The organism is Burkholderia sp. Ac-20379 (assembly GCF_017104645.1).
Lineage (GTDB): Bacteria > Pseudomonadota > Gammaproteobacteria > Burkholderiales > Burkholderiaceae > Burkholderia.
This window is the reverse complement of the sequence record NZ_JAAGPF010000049.1, coordinates 1-19,230: the sequence shown is the minus strand read 5'-3', so window position 1 is coordinate 19,230 and position 19,230 is coordinate 1. Positions and strand designations below refer to the sequence as shown.

The window sequence follows — 19,230 nt, the reverse complement described above, 5'->3', positions numbered from 1 at the left end:
ACTCGCGTTCCTCGATGAAAAAAACCACATCGCTACTTTCGGTTTCCGGCTTGCTGATCGCGGCCAATCTCGTCATTTTCCTCGCGCTCTGGATTCATGCCGGCTACCGAAGCCCCGACAACGCGCTGCTGCTGGCCTGGGGCGCGAACTACGCGCCGCTGACGCTGACGGGAGAATCGTGGCGGCTGCTGAGCAGCGCGTTCCTGCACGCGAACTGGCTGCACGTGCTGCTCAACATGTACATGCTGCTGGTGCTCGGCAGCGTGCTCGAGCGCCTCGTCGGCGCGGCGCGCTTCACGTCGATCTATCTGCTGTCGGCGCTGGGCGGCGGCCTGTGCAGTGCGCTCTGGAACATCGCGCACAAGGTGGGGCTGCCGCCGCACATCCTGCCGGCCGTCAGCGTGGGGGCATCCGGCGCCCTGATGGGCCTCGCGGGCGCGGCCTTCGTGCTGGCGATGAATCCGCCGAAGGGCGAGTCGGCGCAGATCAAGACCGGCGCGATCGTGCAGGTCATCGTGATCAATCTCGCCTTTGGCCTGACGTCGCACGGCGTGGACAACGCGGCGCACCTCGGCGGCGTGCTCACCGGCGTGCTGGCCGCCTGCGTGCTGTGCCTGCCGGCGGCGCTGGTGGCGCGCCTGCGTCCCGCCGGGCTGTCCCTGCTGGTGACCGCGATCGGCGGCGCGTTGTTCTTCGGCTTCGCGCAGATCAGCTCGACGTCCGAACTCGTCGAGATCCGCGATGCGATCCAGGCCGAGCAGGCCAAGCGGGCGATGGAGCGCGCCGCGGCCGAGGCGCAGCATGCGCTCGATCAGCAGGTGCAGGCGGACCTGCGCAGCCAGCCCGCGCCGATCGACCCCAGGGACGCTGGCGGCACGGACGTGGAACTGGGCCCGTACCCGAGCAATGTCGCGATCGGCCGCTCCGGCGCGCGGGCCTACGTGACGGATCTCGGCGACAACAGCCTGCGCGTGGTCGACCTGGCCACGATGACGGTCACCCGCACCGTCCGGGGCGCCGCCATCAAGCACACCGACGACTGCTACCTCAACGATGGCTACGATTTCTGTCCCGGCCGCGGCGCCAACGGCGTGGCGGTGAGCCCGGACGAGCAGACCGCCTACGTGGCGTCGATGCAGAAGGACAGCGTGTCGCGCATCGACCTGCGCAGCGGCAAGCTGCTCGATTCGGTCAAGGTGGGCAGCTATCCGCGCAAGCTGATGCTGTCGTCGTCGGGCGATACGCTCTACGTCTTCAACGATTGGGACGACACGATCTCGGTGCTCGATCTGGCGCATTGGCCGGCGGTGACGGCCACGCTGAAGTTCGACGACGAGCCGGTGGAACTCGATTCGCAATTCACGCGCGGGGGCCAGTTCCGCGATCTGAGCATGTGGCTGTCGGCCGACGGCACGCGCCTGTTCGCGATGCCTTACGGCAAGAACGCAGTGTCCGAGTTCGATACGGGGGATCGGCATCGGATCGCCGATCATCCGACGGGCGAGCGGGGCGATCCCGAACACGTCTACACGGCGGCGCTGCCGGCGTCGTCGGGGCGCGGCGTCTGGCTGCACAGCGTGGCGGGCATGGCCTGGGCGGATCCGCGCACGCTGCGCGTCGAGCAGGCGTACGACATCTGCGACGATCGGATGCGGGTGCGGGCCACGAGCGCGGACGGCGCGTGGCTCGTGGTCGAGAACGGCGGCGCGCTCGACCTCGTGAAGGCCGCCACGCGACATGCGATGCGCGCGTATCGGGCCGGCTTCGGCGCGGAGCACGTCGTGTTCGGCCGCAACGACACGATGCTCTACGCGCTGACGAGCGGGATGCCGCGAGCCCACGGCGTCCTGACCGCCTACGACATGAACAGGTTCATGGAACCGGACCATGCCGATGGCGACAAGCGCTTTCTGTGTCCGGTATCGATGCCGAAGGCCGACTCGACCGCGGATCCCGACAGCGACGCGCAATAAGCCATGCCCGCGCCCCCGGCTTCGGGGGCGCGCGGCGGCCGGGCCGGTGGCCGCAAGCCCGGTTACCCCCGCTGCCCGAACTCGACCTCCTGCGCCGTCCATCCCGCCACCCGCTCGCTCAGCGACAGCCCCAGCCCCGGCCGGGTCGGCACGATCATCCGGCCGTCGCGCGTCTCGAGCTTCTCGTTGAACAGCGGCTCCAGCCACTCGAAGTGCTCGACCCACGGCTCGCGCGAGTAGGCCGCCGCCAGATGCACGTGCAGCTCCATCGCGAAGTGCGGCGCGAGCATCATGCCGGCGTGCTCGGCCAGCGTGGCCACCTTGAGGAACGGCGTGATGCCGCCCACGCGCGGCGCATCGGGCATCAGGTAATCGGCGCCGCGCTGGCGGATGAATTCCCAGTGCTCGGACACGCTCGTCAGCATCTCGCCGGTGGCGATCGGCGTGTCGAACTGCGCGGCCAGCGCGGCGTGGCCCTCGGCGTCGTAGCAGTCGAGCGGCTCCTCGATCCAGATCAGGTTGAACTGCTCGAACGTGCGGCACATGCGCTGCGCGGTCGGGCGATCCCATTGCTGGTTCGCGTCGACCATCAGCGGGAACGTGTCGCCGAGATGCTTGCGCACGGTGGACACGCGATGGATGTCGAGCGCGCAGTCGGGCTGGCCCACCTTCAGCTTGATGCCGCCGATGCCTTTCTCGCGCGAGATCTCGGTGTTGACGAGCAACTGGTCGAGCGGCGTGTGCAGGAAGCCGCCCGAGGTGTTGTAGCAGCGCACCGAATCGCGTTGCGCGCCGAGCAGCTTGGCGAGCGACAGGTTCGCGCGCTTCGCCTTCAGGTCCCACAGCGCCACGTCGAACGCGCCGATCGCCTGCGCGGCCATCCCGCTGCGGCCCACCGAGGCGCCGGCCCAGGCGAGCTTGTCCCACAGCCGCGCGATGTCGTTCGGATCCTCCTCGAGCAGCACCGGCGCGATTTCCTTCGCGTGCGCGAACTGGCCGGGGCCGCCGGCGCGCTTCGAGTAGCTGAAGCCGAGGCCGCGATGGCCGTCGGCCGTCTCGATCTCGACGAACAGGATCGCGATTTCGGTCATCGGCTTCTGGCGGCCGGTCAGCACCTTCGCGTCGCTGATCGGGTTGGCGAGCGGCAGGAACGTCGAGGCGATCCGGATCCACTGGATGCGATCGTTCGAGGCTTGCGGCGCGAGCGGGTGGGAAGTGTTCATGGCAGGGTCCTTGGCTGAGGCTTGAACGGCCGCGAGCGCACGATGCACACGGCCCGGTTTTTGGTTGCGCAATCATTCTAGCAAGAAATGATTGCGCAACCATCATCGTTAACGCGAAAGGTGGTGCGGGGCGGGCGGCACACCACGCCGCGCCGCGCCGGTTACAGGCCGAACGGCCAGATCCGTTGCACGGTGCGGTGCCAGATTTCCCGGCGATCCTCGAGCGGCATGAAGCCGAGATGATCGCGATAGAGCGCGATCGCCTGCGAATACGACAGATGCGGCAGGCACACCGGGTGATCGGTGCCCCACATCAGGCGCGTCGGCCCGAACGCGTCGTACACCTGCTTGAGCAGCGCGAACGCATCGGCGTACGGAAACGCCTGCTTCGACAGCGACCACAGGTGCGAGATCTTCACGTAGACGTTCGGAAAGCGCGCCAGCGCGAGCAGCGCGCGGATCTGGTCGGCGCGCTCGGGCGGGGTGTCGGCCATGTGATCGATGACCACGTCGAGATCGGGATGACGATCGATCAGCGCGGCGATCTGCGGCAGGCGGCTGGGCACCGTCAGCACGGTCATCGGCACCTTGAGCGCTTCGCAGCGCGCCCATAGCGGCGCCATCAGCGGGCCGCCGATCCAGTCGCTCCCGGCGTCCGCGAACGGGCTGATGCGCACGCCGCGAAAGCCCTGTTCGGTCAGCGCATCGACGTGATCGGGCGCGGCCGGATCGGCTGGATTCACGCGCGCCACGCCGTGGAACCGGCCGGGATGGCGTTTGAGCACGTCGGCCAGGTAGCGGTTGTCCCAGCGGTAATGGATCACCTGGATCAGCACGGTGCGTGCGATGCCGTGCGCATCCATCATGCGGATCAGGCGCTCGGCGCTCGCGTCTACGTCCGGCGGCACCTGCGCGCCGGCCGCGAACGGGTAGGCCGGGTCCGAGGCCCAGACGTGCACGTGCGAATCGATCAGGAGCGGCGGTTCGATGGAGGAGGGCGTCATGGCTCGTGGCGCGTGGGCAAGGCGGAAAAGACACATCCGCACGGCAACGGCAGCCGTGCGGACAAGGAGGCGGCACGGCGCGCCGTGCCGGGTGTTATCGCGCGGTCGGGACGGCCGAGCCGGCGGCGCGTGCGCGCATCAGGCCCGACGCGATCCGCTCGTAGACGAGCAGCGCGATGCCGCCGAGCAGCGCCAGCACGCCGAGCAGCACGAAGCCGGCCATGAACGAGCCGGTCGCGGCCTTGGTCAGGCCGACCAGGAAGCCGGCCAGCGTGCCGCCGCCGCCCGCGCCGATGCCGTTCATGATGCCGGCGGCCGCGCCCACCGCCTCGGGGTCCACCGAGGCCTGCAGGATCGACCAGATGTTCGGCGTGTAGTTGCTGGCGCAATAGCCGAGCGCGAGCGTGATCAGCGCGAGCTTGCCGTAGCCGCTGGTCACGGCGGGCAGCAGCATCAGCAGCACGCCCGGCAGCAGCAGCGCGCTGGCCGCGATCCGGATGCGCTTGCCGGTGCGGTCGCTCAGGCGCGCCATGAACGGCGCGAGCACCACCGCGGCCAGATACGGCAGCGCGCTGGCGAGCCCTTGCTGCGCGCCGGTGATGCCGATCGACTTGACGGCCAGCGGAATCCACAGCGTGACGCCCCAGAACAGCATGCCCTGCATCACGTAGCTGAACAGGATCAGGAAGAACGACGGGCCGCCCAGCGCCGCCAGCGTCAGCTTCGGCGCCGACGCGCCACGCCGCGGCGGCGGATACGGCGCATCCGATTGCGGCTTGAGCATCGCGAGATAGAGCGGCACGATCGCGAACAGGCCGAGGCCGCCCGCGATGTAGAACAGCACGCGCCAGCCGAACGCGTCGTACAGCGGTGTGAGCAGCATGAAGCCGATGCCGAGCGCGAGGAACTGGCCGTAATACTGAATCACGGCGTTGGCCTTGGTGCGCTCGTTCGGCGCGAACCACGCGGTCGCGAAGCGCGATTGCTGCGGCCAGTAGACGCCTTCGCCGATCCCCAGCAGCACGCGGCAGATCAGCAGCACGGCGATCGAATTCGTCAGGCCGACATAGAACGTCGCCACCGACCACAGCGCGAACGTCCACACCGCCACGTATTTCGGATCCCAGCGCCGGGTCAGGATGCCGCCGAGCACGTTGGCCACGGCATAGCCGATCAGGAAGGCCGTCAGCGCCCAGCTCGCGGTGGCCGCCATGTGCGGGCCGGCGAAGCCGAAATCCGTCGCGATGGACGGCAGCGCCACCGACAGCGCGATCCGGTCGAGATACGCGACGAACAGGCCGGCCAGCAGGCTGCCGCCGATGCGTATCCATTTTTGCGATGCGTTCATGTCTGTCTCCGGTTTGTTTTTTTGCGAAGCGTACTGCGTTAGCCGTGCGCGACGGCGGTGTCGCGCGCCGGCGAGTCGGCATCGTCGAGCTCGATGCGTTCCAGCTTGCCGACGATCAAAAGATAGGACAGCGCGCCGAGCAGCGACAGCGCGGCGATATAGGTCAGCGCGATCTCGAACGAGCCGGTGAGCTTGATCATCGCGCCGATCGCCAGCGGCGTGACGATGCTGGCCAGGTTGCCGCACAGGTTGAAGATGCCGCCGCTGATGCCCATTGCGTGCTTCGGCGAGACGTCGCCGACGATGCACCAGCCGAGATTGCCGACGCCCTTGGCGAAGAACGCGAGCGACATCACGGCGATCACGAGCGCGGTCGAATGGACGTAGTTGGCGGCCACGATCGAGCACGACAGCACCAGCCCGGCGATGATCGGCGTCTTGCGCGCGGCCGACAGGCTGAAGCCGCGCTTGAGCATCCAGTCCGACCACGCGCCGCCGGCCAGCCCGCCGATGCAGCCGGCGATCGCCGGGATCGACGCCACCAGCCCCACCTTCAGGATCGACATGCCCTTGGCTTCGATCAGATAGGTCGGGAACCAGGTCAGGAAGAACCAGGTGATCGAGGTCAGGCAGAACTGGCCGATGTAGATGCCGACCATCATGCGGTGCGCGGCGATCGCCTTCACCTGACGCCAACTGAACGGGCGCGGGCTGTCGCCCATCTTTGGCAGGCCGCCGCCGGCCTCGATATAGGCCAGCTCGGCGGCGTTCACGCGATGGTCGCGCTGCGGCTCGCGCACCACCTTCAGCCACCACAGGCCGAGCAGCACGCCCACCGCGCCCGTGGTGTAGAACACGTAGTGCCAGCCCCAGGTGCTGACGGTGTAGGTCATCACCGGCGTGAACACGGCCAGCGCGAAATACTGCGCGAGCTGGAACACCGAGGTGGCGAAGCCGCGCTCGGCGCTCGGAAACCACATCACCGTGAGCCGGCTGTTGCACGGGAAGGCCGGCGATTCGGCCAGCCCCATCAGGAAGCGCAGCGCGAACAGCGCCGCGAACGCCGACGCGAACAGGTGCACGTAACCCTGCAGAAAGGTCAGCACCGACCAGGCGATCAGGCTCGCCCCCAGCACGAGGCGCGCGCCGAAGCGGTCGAGCAGCAGGCCGCCCGGAATCTGCATGCCCGTATAGGCCCAGCCGAACGCGGAAAACGCGATGCCCATCGTCAGCGCGTCGAAGCCGAGCTCGTGGCGCATGCTCGGCGCGGCGATCGACAGCGTCGCGCGGTCGACGTAGTTGAACGTCGTGACGATGAAGATCATCGCCAACGTGAGCCAGCGCACGTTGGTGCGCCGGGTAGTGTCGGGTCGTGCGGCCACGCTTGCCTCCTGAGCTGGATCGGTCGGACGAATCGCAGCGGGCAGGCCGTGTCGACGCGTCATCGTATTTTTCGACGATCATACAGTGATTGCGCAATCATTCAAGCGATGTTGGTTGCGCAATCACTGTCGTTTACACTGATGCCGGATGCGCCCGCAGGGCGGTTGGGCGGGCGCGGATCGTGTTCTAATCCTTCCGCATGAACAGGACGGGCAGGGGAACGAACCGATGAAGAAGAAAGACGTGCGCGTCGCGCCGGCCGACAGCGCGGCGTCGGGCCAGAGCGTGACCCTGATCGACGTGGCGCGCGTGGCCGGCGTCGCGCCGATGACGGTGTCGCGCGCGCTGAACCGTCCCGAGCTGGTGCGCGCCGACACGCAGAAGAAGGTGCTCGACGCCGTGCGCGCCACCGGCTACGTGCCGAACCTGCTGGCGGGCGGCCTGGCCAGCAATCGCAGCCGCCTGGTCGCGATCCTGGTGCCCACCATCACCAATTCGATCTTCGCGGATACCGTGCAGGCGATCATGGACGGCCTGTCGCGCTTCGGCTACCAGACGCTGCTGGGCCTGACCGCCTATTCCACGCAGCGCGAGGAGGAACTGGTCGAGGCGATTCTCGGCCGCCGCCCCGACGGCATCGTGCTGGCCGGCACGCTGCACAGCAAGGCCACGGTCGAGCGGCTGTCGAAGGCGAAACTGCCGGTGGTGGAAATCTGGGATCTGACCAGCAAGCCGATCGACATGGTGATCGGCTTTTCGCACGAGAAGGTCGGCAAGGAAGTCGCGCGGCATCTGGTCGGCAAGGGCTATCGCTCGTTCGGCGTGGTGTCGGTGGACGACCCGCGCGGCCTGCGCCGCCTGAAGAGCCTCAAGGCGGAACTGGCCGCGCTCGGCATCGCCGAGCCCGCCGTGGCGGTGCTGCCCGCGCCGGCCACGCTGCAGGCCGGGCGGGAAGGGGCGGGGCGCTTGCTCGACACGGCGAAACCCGACGTGATCGTTTGCAGCTCCGACACGCTCGCGCAGGGCGTGCTGGCCGAGGCCGCCAGCCGCGGGCTGCGCGTGCCGGCCGATCTGGCGGTGATGGGATTCGGCGACCTGAGCACGGCCGCGCAGGTGTTTCCGGCGCTGTCGACGGTGCGCATCGATGGCGCCGCGATCGGCGCGAGCACGGCCGAGGCGCTGCTCGCGCGGTTCAACGATACCGGCGGCGCGGTGGCCGCCGTCAAGATCGACAAGGGATTCACGATCGTCGAACGGCAGAGCGCCTGAGGCGATGCGTTGCTGGCTTGCCGCGCAATCAGCCCGGCAAGGCCCCCACCGCCGCCACCAGAATCTCCCCCGAATCGTTCACGTGCCGCTCCAGCAGCGCGCACGCGAGCGCCACGTCGCCGCGCCGCGCGGCCGCAACCAGCGCGACGTGCTCGGCTTCCGATTTCGCGTTCCAGTCGATCATCGCCGCGGTGGCGTACATGTAGCGCAGGCGCGCCTCGTGCAGGCCGTCGATGTCCGACAAAAGGCGCGGCATGCCGCACGGCCGGTACAGGCTCGAATGGAAGCGGCGGTTCGCGTCCTCCCATGCCGCGATGTCGCGGCAGTGCTCGGCCTGTGCGATGGCATCTTCGGCGAGCGCGAAATCGGCATCGGTCAGGTGCGGGATCGCATGGCGCAGCGCGAGCACCTCGAGCGCCGCGCGCATGCGCGTGATCTCGACGATCGACGCCTGATCGAGCGCGGGCACGTACACGCCCTTGCGTTCGCGCGAGACGAGCAGCCCGCGCGCTTCCAGCCGACGGAACGCCTCGCGCACCGGCACGTGGCTCGTGTCGAATTCGGCGGCGACCGTGTCCTGACGAACGCGGTCCCCGGGCTTCAGCTCGCCGCGAATGATCTGTTGCGCCAAACCTGCGGCGATCCGCGCCGGCAGGGAATCCGAGTTGTCGGGAACCACGTTCGATCTGTCCTTTAGGGAGTTGCGGGGGCCCACATGTCGCCGCAGGCGTCGCGCACCGCCTGCGCGAGCGCGCCGTTGCTCACCAGCGCGCGCACGGCCTCGACGTCGTCGTGCACCCAGCGGTCGTCGCCGAGCATCGCCGGCACCTCGGCGCGCACGCGTTCGAGCGCGGCCTGCGCGCCGCGGCCGAGCGGGAACGCCGCGAACGTCTGCTGCGTGAGCGACAGCGCCTGCGCCGCGATCAGCACTTCCGCGCTCACCACGGCCTGCGCGTTCTCGACCACGGTGCGCGTGCGGCGCGCCGCGAAGCAGGCGTTGCTGATGTGGTCTTCCTGATTGCCCTTGGCCGGCAGGCTCGTCACGCTGGCCGGCGCGCACAGGCCCATGTTTTCGAGCACGAGCCCGGTGCCCATGCTCTGCACCACGGCGAAACCGGTGTTGATGCCGGGCTCGCGGGCGATCAGGTTGCGCGGCAGGCCGAAATTATAAGCGGGGTCGATCAGCAGGTTGTTGCGGCGGTCGCAGATCGCGGCGAGATCGGTCACCACCAGCGCGAGCAGGTCCATCGCCTGCGCCACGTACTGGCCGTGGAAGTGGCCGCACGAGACGATGTCGTAGCGCGCGTCGTTGGCGAAGATCAGCGGGTTGTCGGTGGCGCTGTTCATCTCGGTGGTGAGAATGCCGTCGATGTAGTCGAGCGCGTCGAGCACCGGGCCGTACACCTGCGGCGAGCAGCGGAACGAATAGACATCCTGAATGCGCGGCTGCGCGGCCGCGAGCGCTTCGGCTTCGGTCGCGCCCGGCGGCGCGAACGCGCGCGCGTCGTGCGTGCAGCGCGCGCTGCCTGCCAGCAGGCGCCGCACCGCCTGCGCCACGCGGCGCTGGCCCGGATGCGGCCGCGCCAGCATTACGCGATCCTCGAAGCAGGCGCGTTCGCCGCGAATCGCCTCGAGCGACATGACGAGCGAGATCGTCGCGCCCGACAGCAGTTGCCGCGCGTCGAACGCGGCGAGCGCGGCGTAGGCCAGCGACGCGGTGGAGCCGTTGATCAGCGCGGTGGCGTCCTTCGCCTCGACATCGAAGGTGGGCGGCAGGCCGGCGCGCTCGAACGCGGCGCGCGCGCTCATGGTGCTGCCCTGGTAGGTGACCACCGACGGTTCGAGGCCCAGCAGCGCGCCGCTCATCAGCGCGAGCGGGGCGAGATCGCCGCTCGCGCCCACGCTGCCCTTGGCCGCGATCACCGGCGTGATGCCGAGGTTCAGCATCGCCACGAGCCGTTCCACCACCTCGACCCGAATGCCCGAATGGTTGCGCGCGAACGTATTGACGCGGATCGCCATCATCGCGCGCACGGTTTCGTGCGGCATCGGTTCGCCGGTGCTGGCCGAGTGGGAATGGATCAGGTTGCGCTGGAAGCGGGCGATGTCGAGCGCGCCGATGCGCTGATTCTTCAGCGCGCCCACGCCGGTGTTGAACGCGTACATCAGCGGGGCGTCGTCGACGAGCCAGGTGTCGTCGATGAATTGGCGGGTGGCGGCGAGGTTGGCGCGGGCGGTGTCGCTGAGCGCGACGGCCGCGCCGTGGCGTGCGATGTCGACGATCTGGGAGAGGGTGAGGCTGTCGCCGGTGAGGACGATGGAGGATGCGAGGGTCATGGGGGTGGGTTCCGGTCAGTTGATTTTATCTATTATCTATAAAATGACCGAGTGCAACAAGATCACGTCGCTTGGGCTTGAAGTCGGATATAAACGGAGATATATTCTCCGCTTAAAAAGCCACCGTTCCGAATCTTCGCCGCAAGGAGAACCCGCCATGAAAATCGTCCTGACCGGCGCAACCGGCTTCGCCGGCGGAGAAGTGCTTCGTCAGGCGTTGGCCGACCCGGATATCGGGCAGGTCACCGTGTTGACGCGACGCGATCCCGGCATGACGCATCCCAAGCTGCGCACGGTGGTGCTCGACGATTTCGAGCACTACGCCGGGCTGGACCTCGGCGATCACGCCGCCTGCATCTGGTGCCTTGGCGTGTCGCAGGCGCAGGTCGGCAAGGATGCGTACGTTCGCATCACGCTCGACTACGCGCTGGCGGCCGCCCGCGCGATGCGCGCCTACAACCCGCTGATGCGCTTTTGCTTCGTCAGCGGCCGCAGCGCCGATCCGACGGAGCAGCGTGCGGCGTTGTACGCGAAAATCAAGGGGCGCACCGAACGCCGGCTCGGCGAACTGGATGGCCCGCTGTTCGTGTTCCGCCCGGGTTATATCCGCCCGACGGCGCGCAGCGGCCCGCGCAAGGATCTGGCGCGCCTGCTCGCGCCGATCGGCAGCCTTCTGTCGCTGTTCAGCGCGGACTACAGCATCGACTGCGACCAACTCGCGTACTGCCTGCTCGATGTCGCCAAATACGGCGCCGATCACGGGCTGCTGACCAACGGCGAACTGCGCGCGTGGAAGACGGGCCGCGCCTGACAGTGCCTCGAACCCGCCCACGAGACCGCCCGTCATGCCGATACCCCTCTTCGAATCGCGGCCATTTTCCGGCCGCCAGCCCGCTTTACGCCGCACTGCTACCATCCTCGGCGACCTGAAACGTGAGCAGCCCGGCGACGTTCCTGCTGCCGGAGCACGCTCGCTTTCCCCCCGACGACACGGATTGGAGACACCCTCATGGATCTCGGCATCACAGGACGCACCGCGCTGATCACGGGCGCATCGAAGGGCATCGGGCTGGCGAGCGCGATCGCGCTGGCAAAGGAAGGGTGCGCCGTGCATCTGGTGTCGTCGAACCCCGACGCGCTCGAGCAGGCTCGGCGCGACGTCGCGGCGGCGAGTGGCGCCGGCGGGGCCGCGGTGCGCGCCAGCGCGGCCGATCTGTCCGATCCGGCCGCGCGCCGCGATCTGCTGGCGGCCGCCGGCCCGATCGATATTCTCGTCAACAACGCCGGCGCGATTCCGGGCGGCGGACTCGAGGCGATCGACGACGCCCGGTGGCGGGCCAGTTGGGAGCTGAAGCTGTTCGGCTACATGGATTTCGCGCGGCTCGTGCTGCCCGCGATGATGGAGCGCGGCCACGGCGTGATCGTCAACGTGATCGGCGCGGCCGGCGTGACGCCGCGCTACGACTACATCCTCGGTTCCACGGCGAACGCCGCGCTGGTGGCGTTCACGCAGGCGGTGGGCGCACATGCGACGCGGCGCGGCGTGCGCATGGTCGGCATCAACCCGGGGCCGTGCGCGACGGAGCGGCTCGAAAAGCTTTACCGCAGCCGCGCCGAAACGCAGTTCGGCGATGCCTCGCGCTGGCGCGAGCTGCTCGACGCGCTGCCGTTCGGCCGGCCGTCGGAGCCGGAGGAGATGGCCGATCTGGTCAGCTTCCTCGCATCGGATCGCGCGTCCTACCTGAGCGGCGTGGTGATCGACGCCGACGGCGGCGCGAAGTACCGCTGAGAGCGGCAGATCGGGAAATTTGCGCCGACCGAGCCGACCGAGCCGACCGAGCCGACCGAGCCGACCGAGCCGACCGAGCCGACCGAGCCGACCGAGCCGACCGACCGCGCCAACCGCGCCAACCGCGCCAACCGCGCCAACCGCGCCAACCGCGCCGAGCCGACCTCACGGTCGGCGCAACCGGCCCGGCCGCCTAGCCTGCCGCGCGCCGCCGCTGCGCGGCCGGCAGGATCCCCACCAGGAAAATCGCGGCGCCGCCGATGCAGCACAGCGCCATCTGCGCGCTCATCACGAGCGCCGGCGATTCCGGAAAGCGCGTCAGCAGCACGCCCTCGATATAGCTCGCGCAGGCGCCCATCCCCGTCATCAGCGCGTTCATCAGCGCGGAGGCCGTGCCGGCGAACTGCGCGGCGCGCTCCATCGCGCCTTGCTGCGCGATCGGCGTCAGGATGCCGAGGCAGGTGGTGTTCAGCGACAGCAGCAGCGTCAGCACGGTCACGTCGAGCCGATGGCCGGCGGCGAGCGACAGCATGGTCAGCGGCGACGCGACCGACACGGCCAGCGTGGCCGCCAGCACCAGCTCGCCGGGCACGCCGTGCTTGCCGAGCCGCGCGCTGACGAACGAGCCGAGCATCAGACACAGCGCCATCACGGCGAACAGCAGGCCGTAGAGCGTGGTCGATACGTGCAGCACGTCGACGAACACGTACAGCGAGCCGGTGATGTACGAGAAGTGGCTGGAGAACGTCAGCGCCACGATCAGCGCATACGACAGGCTGACCTTGTCGGTCAGGAACTGCCGGTAATCGGCCAGCACCGAGCGGCGCGCGGGCGCGGCCTCGGACGGCGTCAGGCCGTCCATGCCGCCGAGCTTCGCGCCGTGCCCGCCGGCGCGCGCGAGCTTCGCATGCGACGATTCGGGCAGCTCGCGCGCCACGATCAGCAGCATCAGGAAGCCGCCGAGCGCCATGAAGCCGTAGATCCATCGCCAATTGCCGAACATCAGCAGCAGGTTGCCGAGCGTGGGCGCGGTGGTCGGCCCGATGATCCGCACCACGGCGGCGTAGGACAGCAACTGGCGCGCCTCGTCGCCGCTGCGCTGATCGCGGATCACCGTGATCGCCAGCACCGAGGCCGCGCCCGCGCCGGTGCCTTGCAGCAGCCGGCACACCAGCAGCATGTCGAACGAGGTCGCGAACGTGGCCAGCACGCTCGCGAACGTATACACCACGCAGGCGAACAACAGCACCGGGCGGCGTCCCATCCGGTCCGACAGCGGCCCGTAGATCAGCGGCGACACCGAGAAGCTGAAAAAGAAGAAGCTCAGCGTTTGCGACACCTGCTCGATCGGCATCGAGAACATGGTCGCGATGCTGGCGAAGCCGGGCAGGCCGAGATCGATCGAGAGCGCGGGGAAGACCGTCAGGATGCCGCAGATGATGACGAGTCGAAGCGAGGCGATATGAGGCGGAAGGCGGGACATCGATGTTCAGCGTGGAGTGGAGCGGCGGTTCCGGGAAGCCGGGCCACACTGTACGCGACGAAAATTAAATTCATAAGATGTTTCGCCGGCCCGCACGCCGCGACAAGCTTCCATTTTCCTTTCGGATTCCAGATTTTTTACTCGAAACCCGCTGTGCGTCGCGCCTGAATTCAGTAGCCGACAGCCTAGAACAATCCCCCAGATCCCCGCCCGGCAAGGGTTTGCCCCGATTCCCGCGATCCGGCGCTGCGTTTCGTCATTTCGGCGCGCTTGATCATTTGGATGTTGCATGTAATCTAACGCAACTTGGATGTCGATAGACATCCAAAATGAGGCCGGCCGCCGGGTGGGGTTACGCGGCGCCGACATCGCCCGGTTCGTTCGCGCTGCGCACGATGCCGGGCGCAACGCTTTCCAGGGTGAAGCAGTGGATACGAAGACAAGACTGGACGAAGACGGCGCGCACGTGGACGGCGGCCGCAACGGCGGGCCGAAGGGGCGCGCGCGGGCCGTGGCGATCGCGGCCGCGATCGTGGTGATCGGCGGCGGGTTGTGGTTCCATCACGCGCAGCAGGGCGGCGCGGGCACGGCGAGCGCCGCGCCGATGCCGCCGCACGAGGTGACGGTCAGCCGGCCGCTGGTGCGCGATCTCGACACGCGGCTCGGCTTTCTCGGCCAGTTCTCGGCGGTCGATCAGGTGGAGCTGCGCGCGCAGGTGGGCGGCACGCTGACCGGCATCCACTTCCGCGACGGCGCGGTGGTCCACAAGGGCGATCTGCTGTTCACGATCGATTCGGTGCCTTACGAAATCCGCTACACGCAGGCCAAGGCGCAGCAGCAGACGGCCGCCGCGCGGCTGGTGCTGGCCAAACAGGAGCTGACGCGCGCGCAGCAACTGCAGAGCGCCGAGGCCGGCACGCAGCAGAACACCGAGCAGCGCACCTCCGAGCTGCACGCCGCGCAGGCCGCGCTCGACGACGCCGACGCGCAGGTGCGCGACGCGCGCTTCGACCTCGACCACTGCCGCATCGTCGCGCCGTTTACGGGCCGCATCGGCCGCCATCAGGTGTCGGTCGGCAACCTGATCGCCGGCAGCCGCTATGCGGCCAGCCCCACCACGCTGCTGACCACGATCGTCTCGCTCGATCCGATCTACCTCGATTTCGACATGAGCGAATCGGACTACGAAGCGTTCCAGCGCTATCGCGGCAACGTGGCCGGCCTGCCGGCCGACCGCGTGGAGCTGGCCTCGGGCGGCTCCACGAACTACGACCGCCAGGGCACGCTCGATTTCGTCGACAACGCGATCGACCGCTCGAGCGGCACGATTCACGCGCGCGCCACGGTGCCGAACGCCGACGGCCATTTCACGCCCGGCGAGTTCTCGCGCGTGCGGGTGGCCGTCGCGCATCCGGCGCCCACGCTGCTGGTGCCCGACGCGTCCGTGCTGCCGAACCAGTCCGAGCATCTGGTGCTGACCGTGGCCGCCGACGGCACGGTGGTACCCAAGCAGGTCGAGACGGGCGACCTGCGCGGCGGCCTGCGCGTGATCCGCTCGGGCCTGACCGACAGCGATCGCGTGATCATCGACGGCCTGCCGTTCGCCGCGCCCGGTTCGAAGGTGAAGCCGCACGACGGCGCGATCCAATATGCGGCGCAGCCGCAATAAGGAGGCGAGGCCATGCGAATCGCCCATTTCTTCATCGACCGCCCGCGCTTCGCGACGGTGGTCAGCGCGTTCCTGACGCTGATCGGGCTCGGCGCGATGTTCGTGCTGCCGGTCGCGCAGTATCCGGAGATCGTGCCGCCCACGGTGCAGGTCACGACCTTGTACCCCGGCGCGTCGGCCGACACGATCGCGCGCACCGTGGCGACGCCGCTCGAGCAGCAGATCAACGGCGTCGAGAACATGCTCTACATGAGCAGCCAGTCCACCGGCAACGGCCAGCTCACGGTCACCGTCACGTTCCGCATCGGCACCGATCTGAACGTCGCGCAGATGCTGACGCAGAACCGCGTGCAGGACGCGCTGCCGCGCCTGCCCGAGGACGTGCAGCGGCTCGGCGTGCAGGTGCGCAAGTCCACGCCGAGCATCCTGCTGGCGGTGCACCTGTATTCGCCGAACCACTCGCACGACACGCTGTATCTGTCGAACTACGCGACGCTGCACGTGAAGGACGCGCTCGCGCGGCTGCAGGGCGTGGGCGACGTGCAGATCCAGGGCGCGCGCGAATACGCGATGCGGATCTGGATCGATCCCGACCGCGCCGCCGCGCACGATCTGACCGCGAGCGAGGTGCTGGCCGCGCTGCGCGCGCAGAACGTGCAGGTGTCGGCCGGTATCCTGAATCAGCCGCCGGTGGCGAGCGGCAGCGCCTATCAGATCAACGTCGAGGCGCTGGGCCGGCTCGCCACGCCCGAGCAGTTCGGCGACATCGTGCTGAAGTCCGACCCGCAGGGGCGCGTCACGCACCTGCGCGACATCGGGCGCGTGGAGGTGGGCGCGGCCGACTACGGCGCGACCTCGTTCAAGGATCGCGACGACGCGACCGCGATGCTGATCTACGCCGAACCGGGCGCGAACTCGCTGGCCGTCGAGCACGAGGTGCTCGGCGCGATGGAAGGGCTCAAGAAGGCATTCCCGGCCGGCGTCGATTACCAGATCATCTACGACCCGACCATCTTCATCGGCAAATCGGTGGACGAGGTGATCACGACGATCTTCGTCGCGATCCTGCTGGTGGTGGGCGTGGTGTTCGTGTTCCTGCAGAACTGGCGCGCGACCATCATTCCGGTGGTGGCGATTCCGGTGTCGCTGCTCGGCTCGTTCATCGTGCTCGCGACGTTCGGCATCTCGCTGAACAACCTCTCGCTGTTCGGGCTGGTGCTGGCGGTGGGGATCGTGGTGGACGACGCGATCGTGGTGGTCGAGAACGTCGAGCGCAACATGCGCGCGGGCATGTCGGCCGTGGAAGCCGCGCACCGCACCATGGATGAGGTCGGCGGCGCGCTGCTGTCGATCGCGCTGACGCTGTGCGCGGTGTTCGTGCCGTCGGCGTTCCTGAGCGGCATCTCGGGGCTGTTCTTCCGGCAGTTCGCGGTGACCATCGCGGCCTCCACCGTGATCTCGTGCTTCGTCTCGCTGACGCTGAGTCCGGCGCTGTGCGCGGTGCTGTTCAAGTCGCATCAGCCCGGCCACGAGGCCGCGCCGAAGGGCCGCGTCTCGCAGTGGATCGAAGCCGGTTTCGCGCGCTTCAACCGCGGCTTCGACCGGCTCTCGTTCGGCTACGGCAACCTCACGCGGCGGCTGGTGCGCGGGCTGACGGTGATGCTCGCGATCTACGTCGCGCTGATCGCGGTGGCCGGCGTGGAGTTCTCGCGCACGCCCACCGGCTTCATTCCGGAGCAGGACCAGGGCTATCTGATCACGGTGATCCAGTTGCCGCCGGGCGCTTCGCTCGAACGCACCGAGAAGGTGGTGCGGCAGGTGACGGACATCGCGCTCGCCACCAAGGGCATCGAGCACGCCGCGCCGTTCGTCGGGCTCGACGCGACCACGCTGACGGTCGCCTCGAACTCGGGCACGGTGTTCACCGGCCTGCCGTCGCTCTACAACCACTCGCTGCCGGGCGTCACCGCCGGCTCCGTGCTGGCCGACCTGCGCAAGCGCCTGTCGGTCATCAAGGATGCCTACGTATTGACGATCCCGCCGCCGCCGGTGCAGGGCCTCGGCAGCGCGGGCGGTTTCAAGATGATGCTGGAGGATCGCGCGGGCCTCGGGCCGGATGCGCTCGTGAAGGCGGCCAAATCGCTGGTGGCGGCGGCCAACAAGGATCCGCACTTCGCCGGCGTGTTCACGCTGTACAACGCGGGGTCGCCGTCGGTGTTCGCCGACATCGATCGCGTCAAGGCGCAGAAGCTCGGCATCACGCCCACCGACGTGTTCTCGACGCTGCAGGTCTATCTCGGCTCGCAGTACGTGAACGACTTCAACTACCTCGGTCGCACCTACGAAGTGATCGTGCAGGCCGACGGCAGCTTCCGCCACAGCGGCGAGGACATCGCGCGCCTCAAGACCCGCAACCAGGCCGGCGAGATGGTGCCGATCGGCTCGGTCGCGACGTTCGAGGACCGCACGATCCCGTATCGCGTGCCGCGCTTCAACCTGTATCCGGCCGCCGAAGTGCAGGGCGCGGCCGCACCGGGAGTGGCCACCGGCACCGCACTGCATCGCATGGAGGAACTGGCGCACGACGTGCTGCCGCAGGGCATCGCGTTCGAATGGACCGATCTGGCCTATCAGCAGCAGCAAAAGGGCACGCCCACGCTGGTGGTGTTCGGCGCGGCCGCGCTGTTCGTGTTCCTCGTGCTGGTGGCGCAGTACGAAAGCTGGAAGCTGCCGCTGGCGATCGTGCTGATCGTGCCGATGTGCATTCTGGCATCGGTCACGGGGCTGTCGATGCGCGGCATGCCGATCGACATCCTCGCGCAGATCGGCTTCGTGGTGCTGGTGGGGCTGGCGGCCAAGAACGCGATCCTGATCGTCGAGTTCGCCCGGCAGAAGGAGGACGAAGGATCCGACGCGGCCGGCGCGGCCGTGCATGCGGCGCGCACGCGTCTGCGTCCGATCCTGATGACCTCGTTCGCGTTCATTCTCGGCGTCGCGCCGCTGGCGGTGGCCACCGGCGCGGGCGCGGAGATGCGGCAATCGCTCGGCACCGCGGTGCTGTTCGGGATGCTCGGCGTGACGGGCTTCGGCCTGCTGTTCACGCCCGCGTTCTACGTGTTCATCCGCCGCTTCGGTCAAAAGAAGAAGGAAGCATGGCTCGGTCGCAAGGAGGAAGCATGATGTCGCCGTCGAAACCCTGGCAGGCGGTGCGCCCGCCGCGCGTGCCGGCGTTCGCTGCCGCCGCCGCGCTGCTGTTCGCGCTGGCCGGCTGCGCGGTTGGCCCCGATTACCGCGCGCCGGTCGATACGCTGGTGCCGTTCGAACATGCGCCGAAGCAGCCGGCGGCCGGCGCGACGTCGGCGTCGGCCTCGGCCGCCGCGCTCGACACCTGGTGGACGGGCTTCCACGATCCGGTGCTGGTGTCGATCGTCGATCGCGCGCTGGCGCAGAACCTCGATCTGGCCGCCGCGTTCGCGCGGGTGCGGCAGGCGCGCGCCGCCGCGTCCGCGGCCGGCGCCGAGCTGCTGCCGACCGTCGATCTCGACGGCTCGGCGAGCGACCAGCACCAGAGCGAACTGAGCCCCACCGGCTCGCTCGCGAAGACGTTCCCGGGCTACAGCCGCAGCCAGCGCGAGTACACGCTCGGCGCGGCGGCGAGCTGGGAGATCGACCTGGCCGGCGGCCTGCGCCGCAACGCGGCGGCGGCCGCCAACGAGGCGCAGGCGGCCGAGGCGGACCGGCTCGGCCGCCTA

The 19,230-nt window shown here is 68.7% G+C and carries 14 protein-coding genes; 7 read left to right on the top strand and 7 right to left on the bottom strand.

The window, feature by feature from the left end; all coding sequences use genetic code 11:
- Positions 1–14 precede the first annotated feature (14 nt).
- Positions 15–1,973, top strand: coding sequence for a rhomboid family intramembrane serine protease (locus G3N92_RS09575; protein WP_206127222.1), 1,959 nt, complete (start codon positions 15–17; stop codon positions 1,971–1,973).
- A 62-nt stretch (positions 1,974–2,035) separates the two neighbouring features.
- On the opposite strand, the gene G3N92_RS09570 is transcribed toward G3N92_RS09575, so the two are convergent.
- The 4 genes from G3N92_RS09570 to G3N92_RS09555 all read right to left on the bottom strand — a co-directional run bounded on the left by G3N92_RS09570 (position 2,036) and on the right by G3N92_RS09555 (position 6,873).
- A complete protein-coding gene (locus G3N92_RS09570) occupies positions 2,036–3,196 on the bottom strand; it encodes a mandelate racemase/muconate lactonizing enzyme family protein (protein ID WP_206127221.1) in 1,161 nt (386 codons plus the stop codon).
- Between the two features lie 161 nt (positions 3,197–3,357).
- Entirely contained in the window at positions 3,358–4,200 is an 843-nt protein-coding gene (locus G3N92_RS09565; protein ID WP_206127220.1) for an amidohydrolase family protein, read from the bottom strand.
- 94 nt (positions 4,201–4,294) lie between these two features.
- Positions 4,295–5,548: an MFS transporter gene (locus G3N92_RS09560; RefSeq protein WP_206127219.1), complete on the bottom strand. Its 1,254-nt coding sequence runs from the start codon at positions 5,546–5,548 to the stop codon at positions 4,295–4,297.
- Positions 5,549–5,586: 38 nt separating this feature from the next.
- Positions 5,587–6,873, bottom strand: a complete 1,287-nt coding sequence (locus tag G3N92_RS09555; protein ID WP_241014693.1) for an MFS transporter — start codon at positions 6,871–6,873, stop codon at positions 5,587–5,589.
- A gap of 286 nt (positions 6,874–7,159) precedes the next feature.
- Between G3N92_RS09555 and G3N92_RS09550 the strand changes: the two genes are divergently transcribed.
- Positions 7,160–8,200 (top strand): LacI family DNA-binding transcriptional regulator, encoded by a 1,041-nt coding sequence (locus tag G3N92_RS09550; protein ID WP_206127217.1) that lies wholly within the window; start codon positions 7,160–7,162, stop codon positions 8,198–8,200.
- A gap of 28 nt (positions 8,201–8,228) precedes the next feature.
- On the opposite strand, the gene G3N92_RS09545 is transcribed toward G3N92_RS09550, so the two are convergent.
- Positions 8,229–8,879, bottom strand: a complete 651-nt coding sequence (locus G3N92_RS09545; protein ID WP_206127216.1) for a GntR family transcriptional regulator — start codon at positions 8,877–8,879, stop codon at positions 8,229–8,231.
- 14 nt (positions 8,880–8,893) lie between these two features.
- Positions 8,894–10,537, bottom strand: coding sequence for an aromatic amino acid ammonia-lyase (locus G3N92_RS09540; RefSeq protein WP_206127215.1), 1,644 nt, complete (start codon positions 10,535–10,537; stop codon positions 8,894–8,896).
- On the opposite strand from G3N92_RS09540, the gene G3N92_RS09535 reads away from it, so the two are divergent.
- Together G3N92_RS09535 and G3N92_RS09530 are read left to right on the top strand one after the other, a co-directional pair.
- On the top strand, positions 10,536–11,348 hold the full coding sequence (locus G3N92_RS09535; RefSeq protein WP_206127214.1) for a hypothetical protein: 813 nt from the start codon (positions 10,536–10,538) through the stop codon (positions 11,346–11,348). The genes G3N92_RS09540 and G3N92_RS09535 overlap by 2 nt on opposite strands.
- A gap of 198 nt (positions 11,349–11,546) precedes the next feature.
- Complete coding sequence (locus G3N92_RS09530; RefSeq protein ID WP_206127213.1) at positions 11,547–12,326, top strand: SDR family oxidoreductase; 780 nt, start codon at positions 11,547–11,549, stop codon at positions 12,324–12,326.
- A 193-nt stretch (positions 12,327–12,519) separates the two neighbouring features.
- On the opposite strand, the gene G3N92_RS09525 is transcribed toward G3N92_RS09530, so the two are convergent.
- The gene (locus G3N92_RS09525) at positions 12,520–13,809 is read right to left on the bottom strand and encodes an MFS transporter (protein ID WP_206127212.1); all 1,290 of its coding nucleotides are present in this window, start codon (positions 13,807–13,809) and stop codon (positions 12,520–12,522) included.
- 427 nt (positions 13,810–14,236) lie between these two features.
- On the opposite strand from G3N92_RS09525, the gene G3N92_RS09520 reads away from it, so the two are divergent.
- The 3 genes from G3N92_RS09520 to G3N92_RS09510 form a co-directional block, all read left to right on the top strand.
- The gene (locus G3N92_RS09520; RefSeq protein WP_206127211.1) at positions 14,237–15,478 is read left to right on the top strand and encodes an efflux RND transporter periplasmic adaptor subunit; all 1,242 of its coding nucleotides are present in this window, start codon (positions 14,237–14,239) and stop codon (positions 15,476–15,478) included.
- Positions 15,479–15,490: 12 nt separating this feature from the next.
- A complete protein-coding gene (locus tag G3N92_RS09515) occupies positions 15,491–18,658 on the top strand; it encodes a multidrug efflux RND transporter permease subunit (protein WP_206127210.1) in 3,168 nt (1,055 codons plus the stop codon).
- On the top strand, positions 18,655–19,230 hold a 576-nt coding region (locus G3N92_RS09510; RefSeq protein ID WP_339385869.1), incomplete at its 3' end, for a TolC family protein. The genes G3N92_RS09515 and G3N92_RS09510, both read left to right, overlap by 4 nt.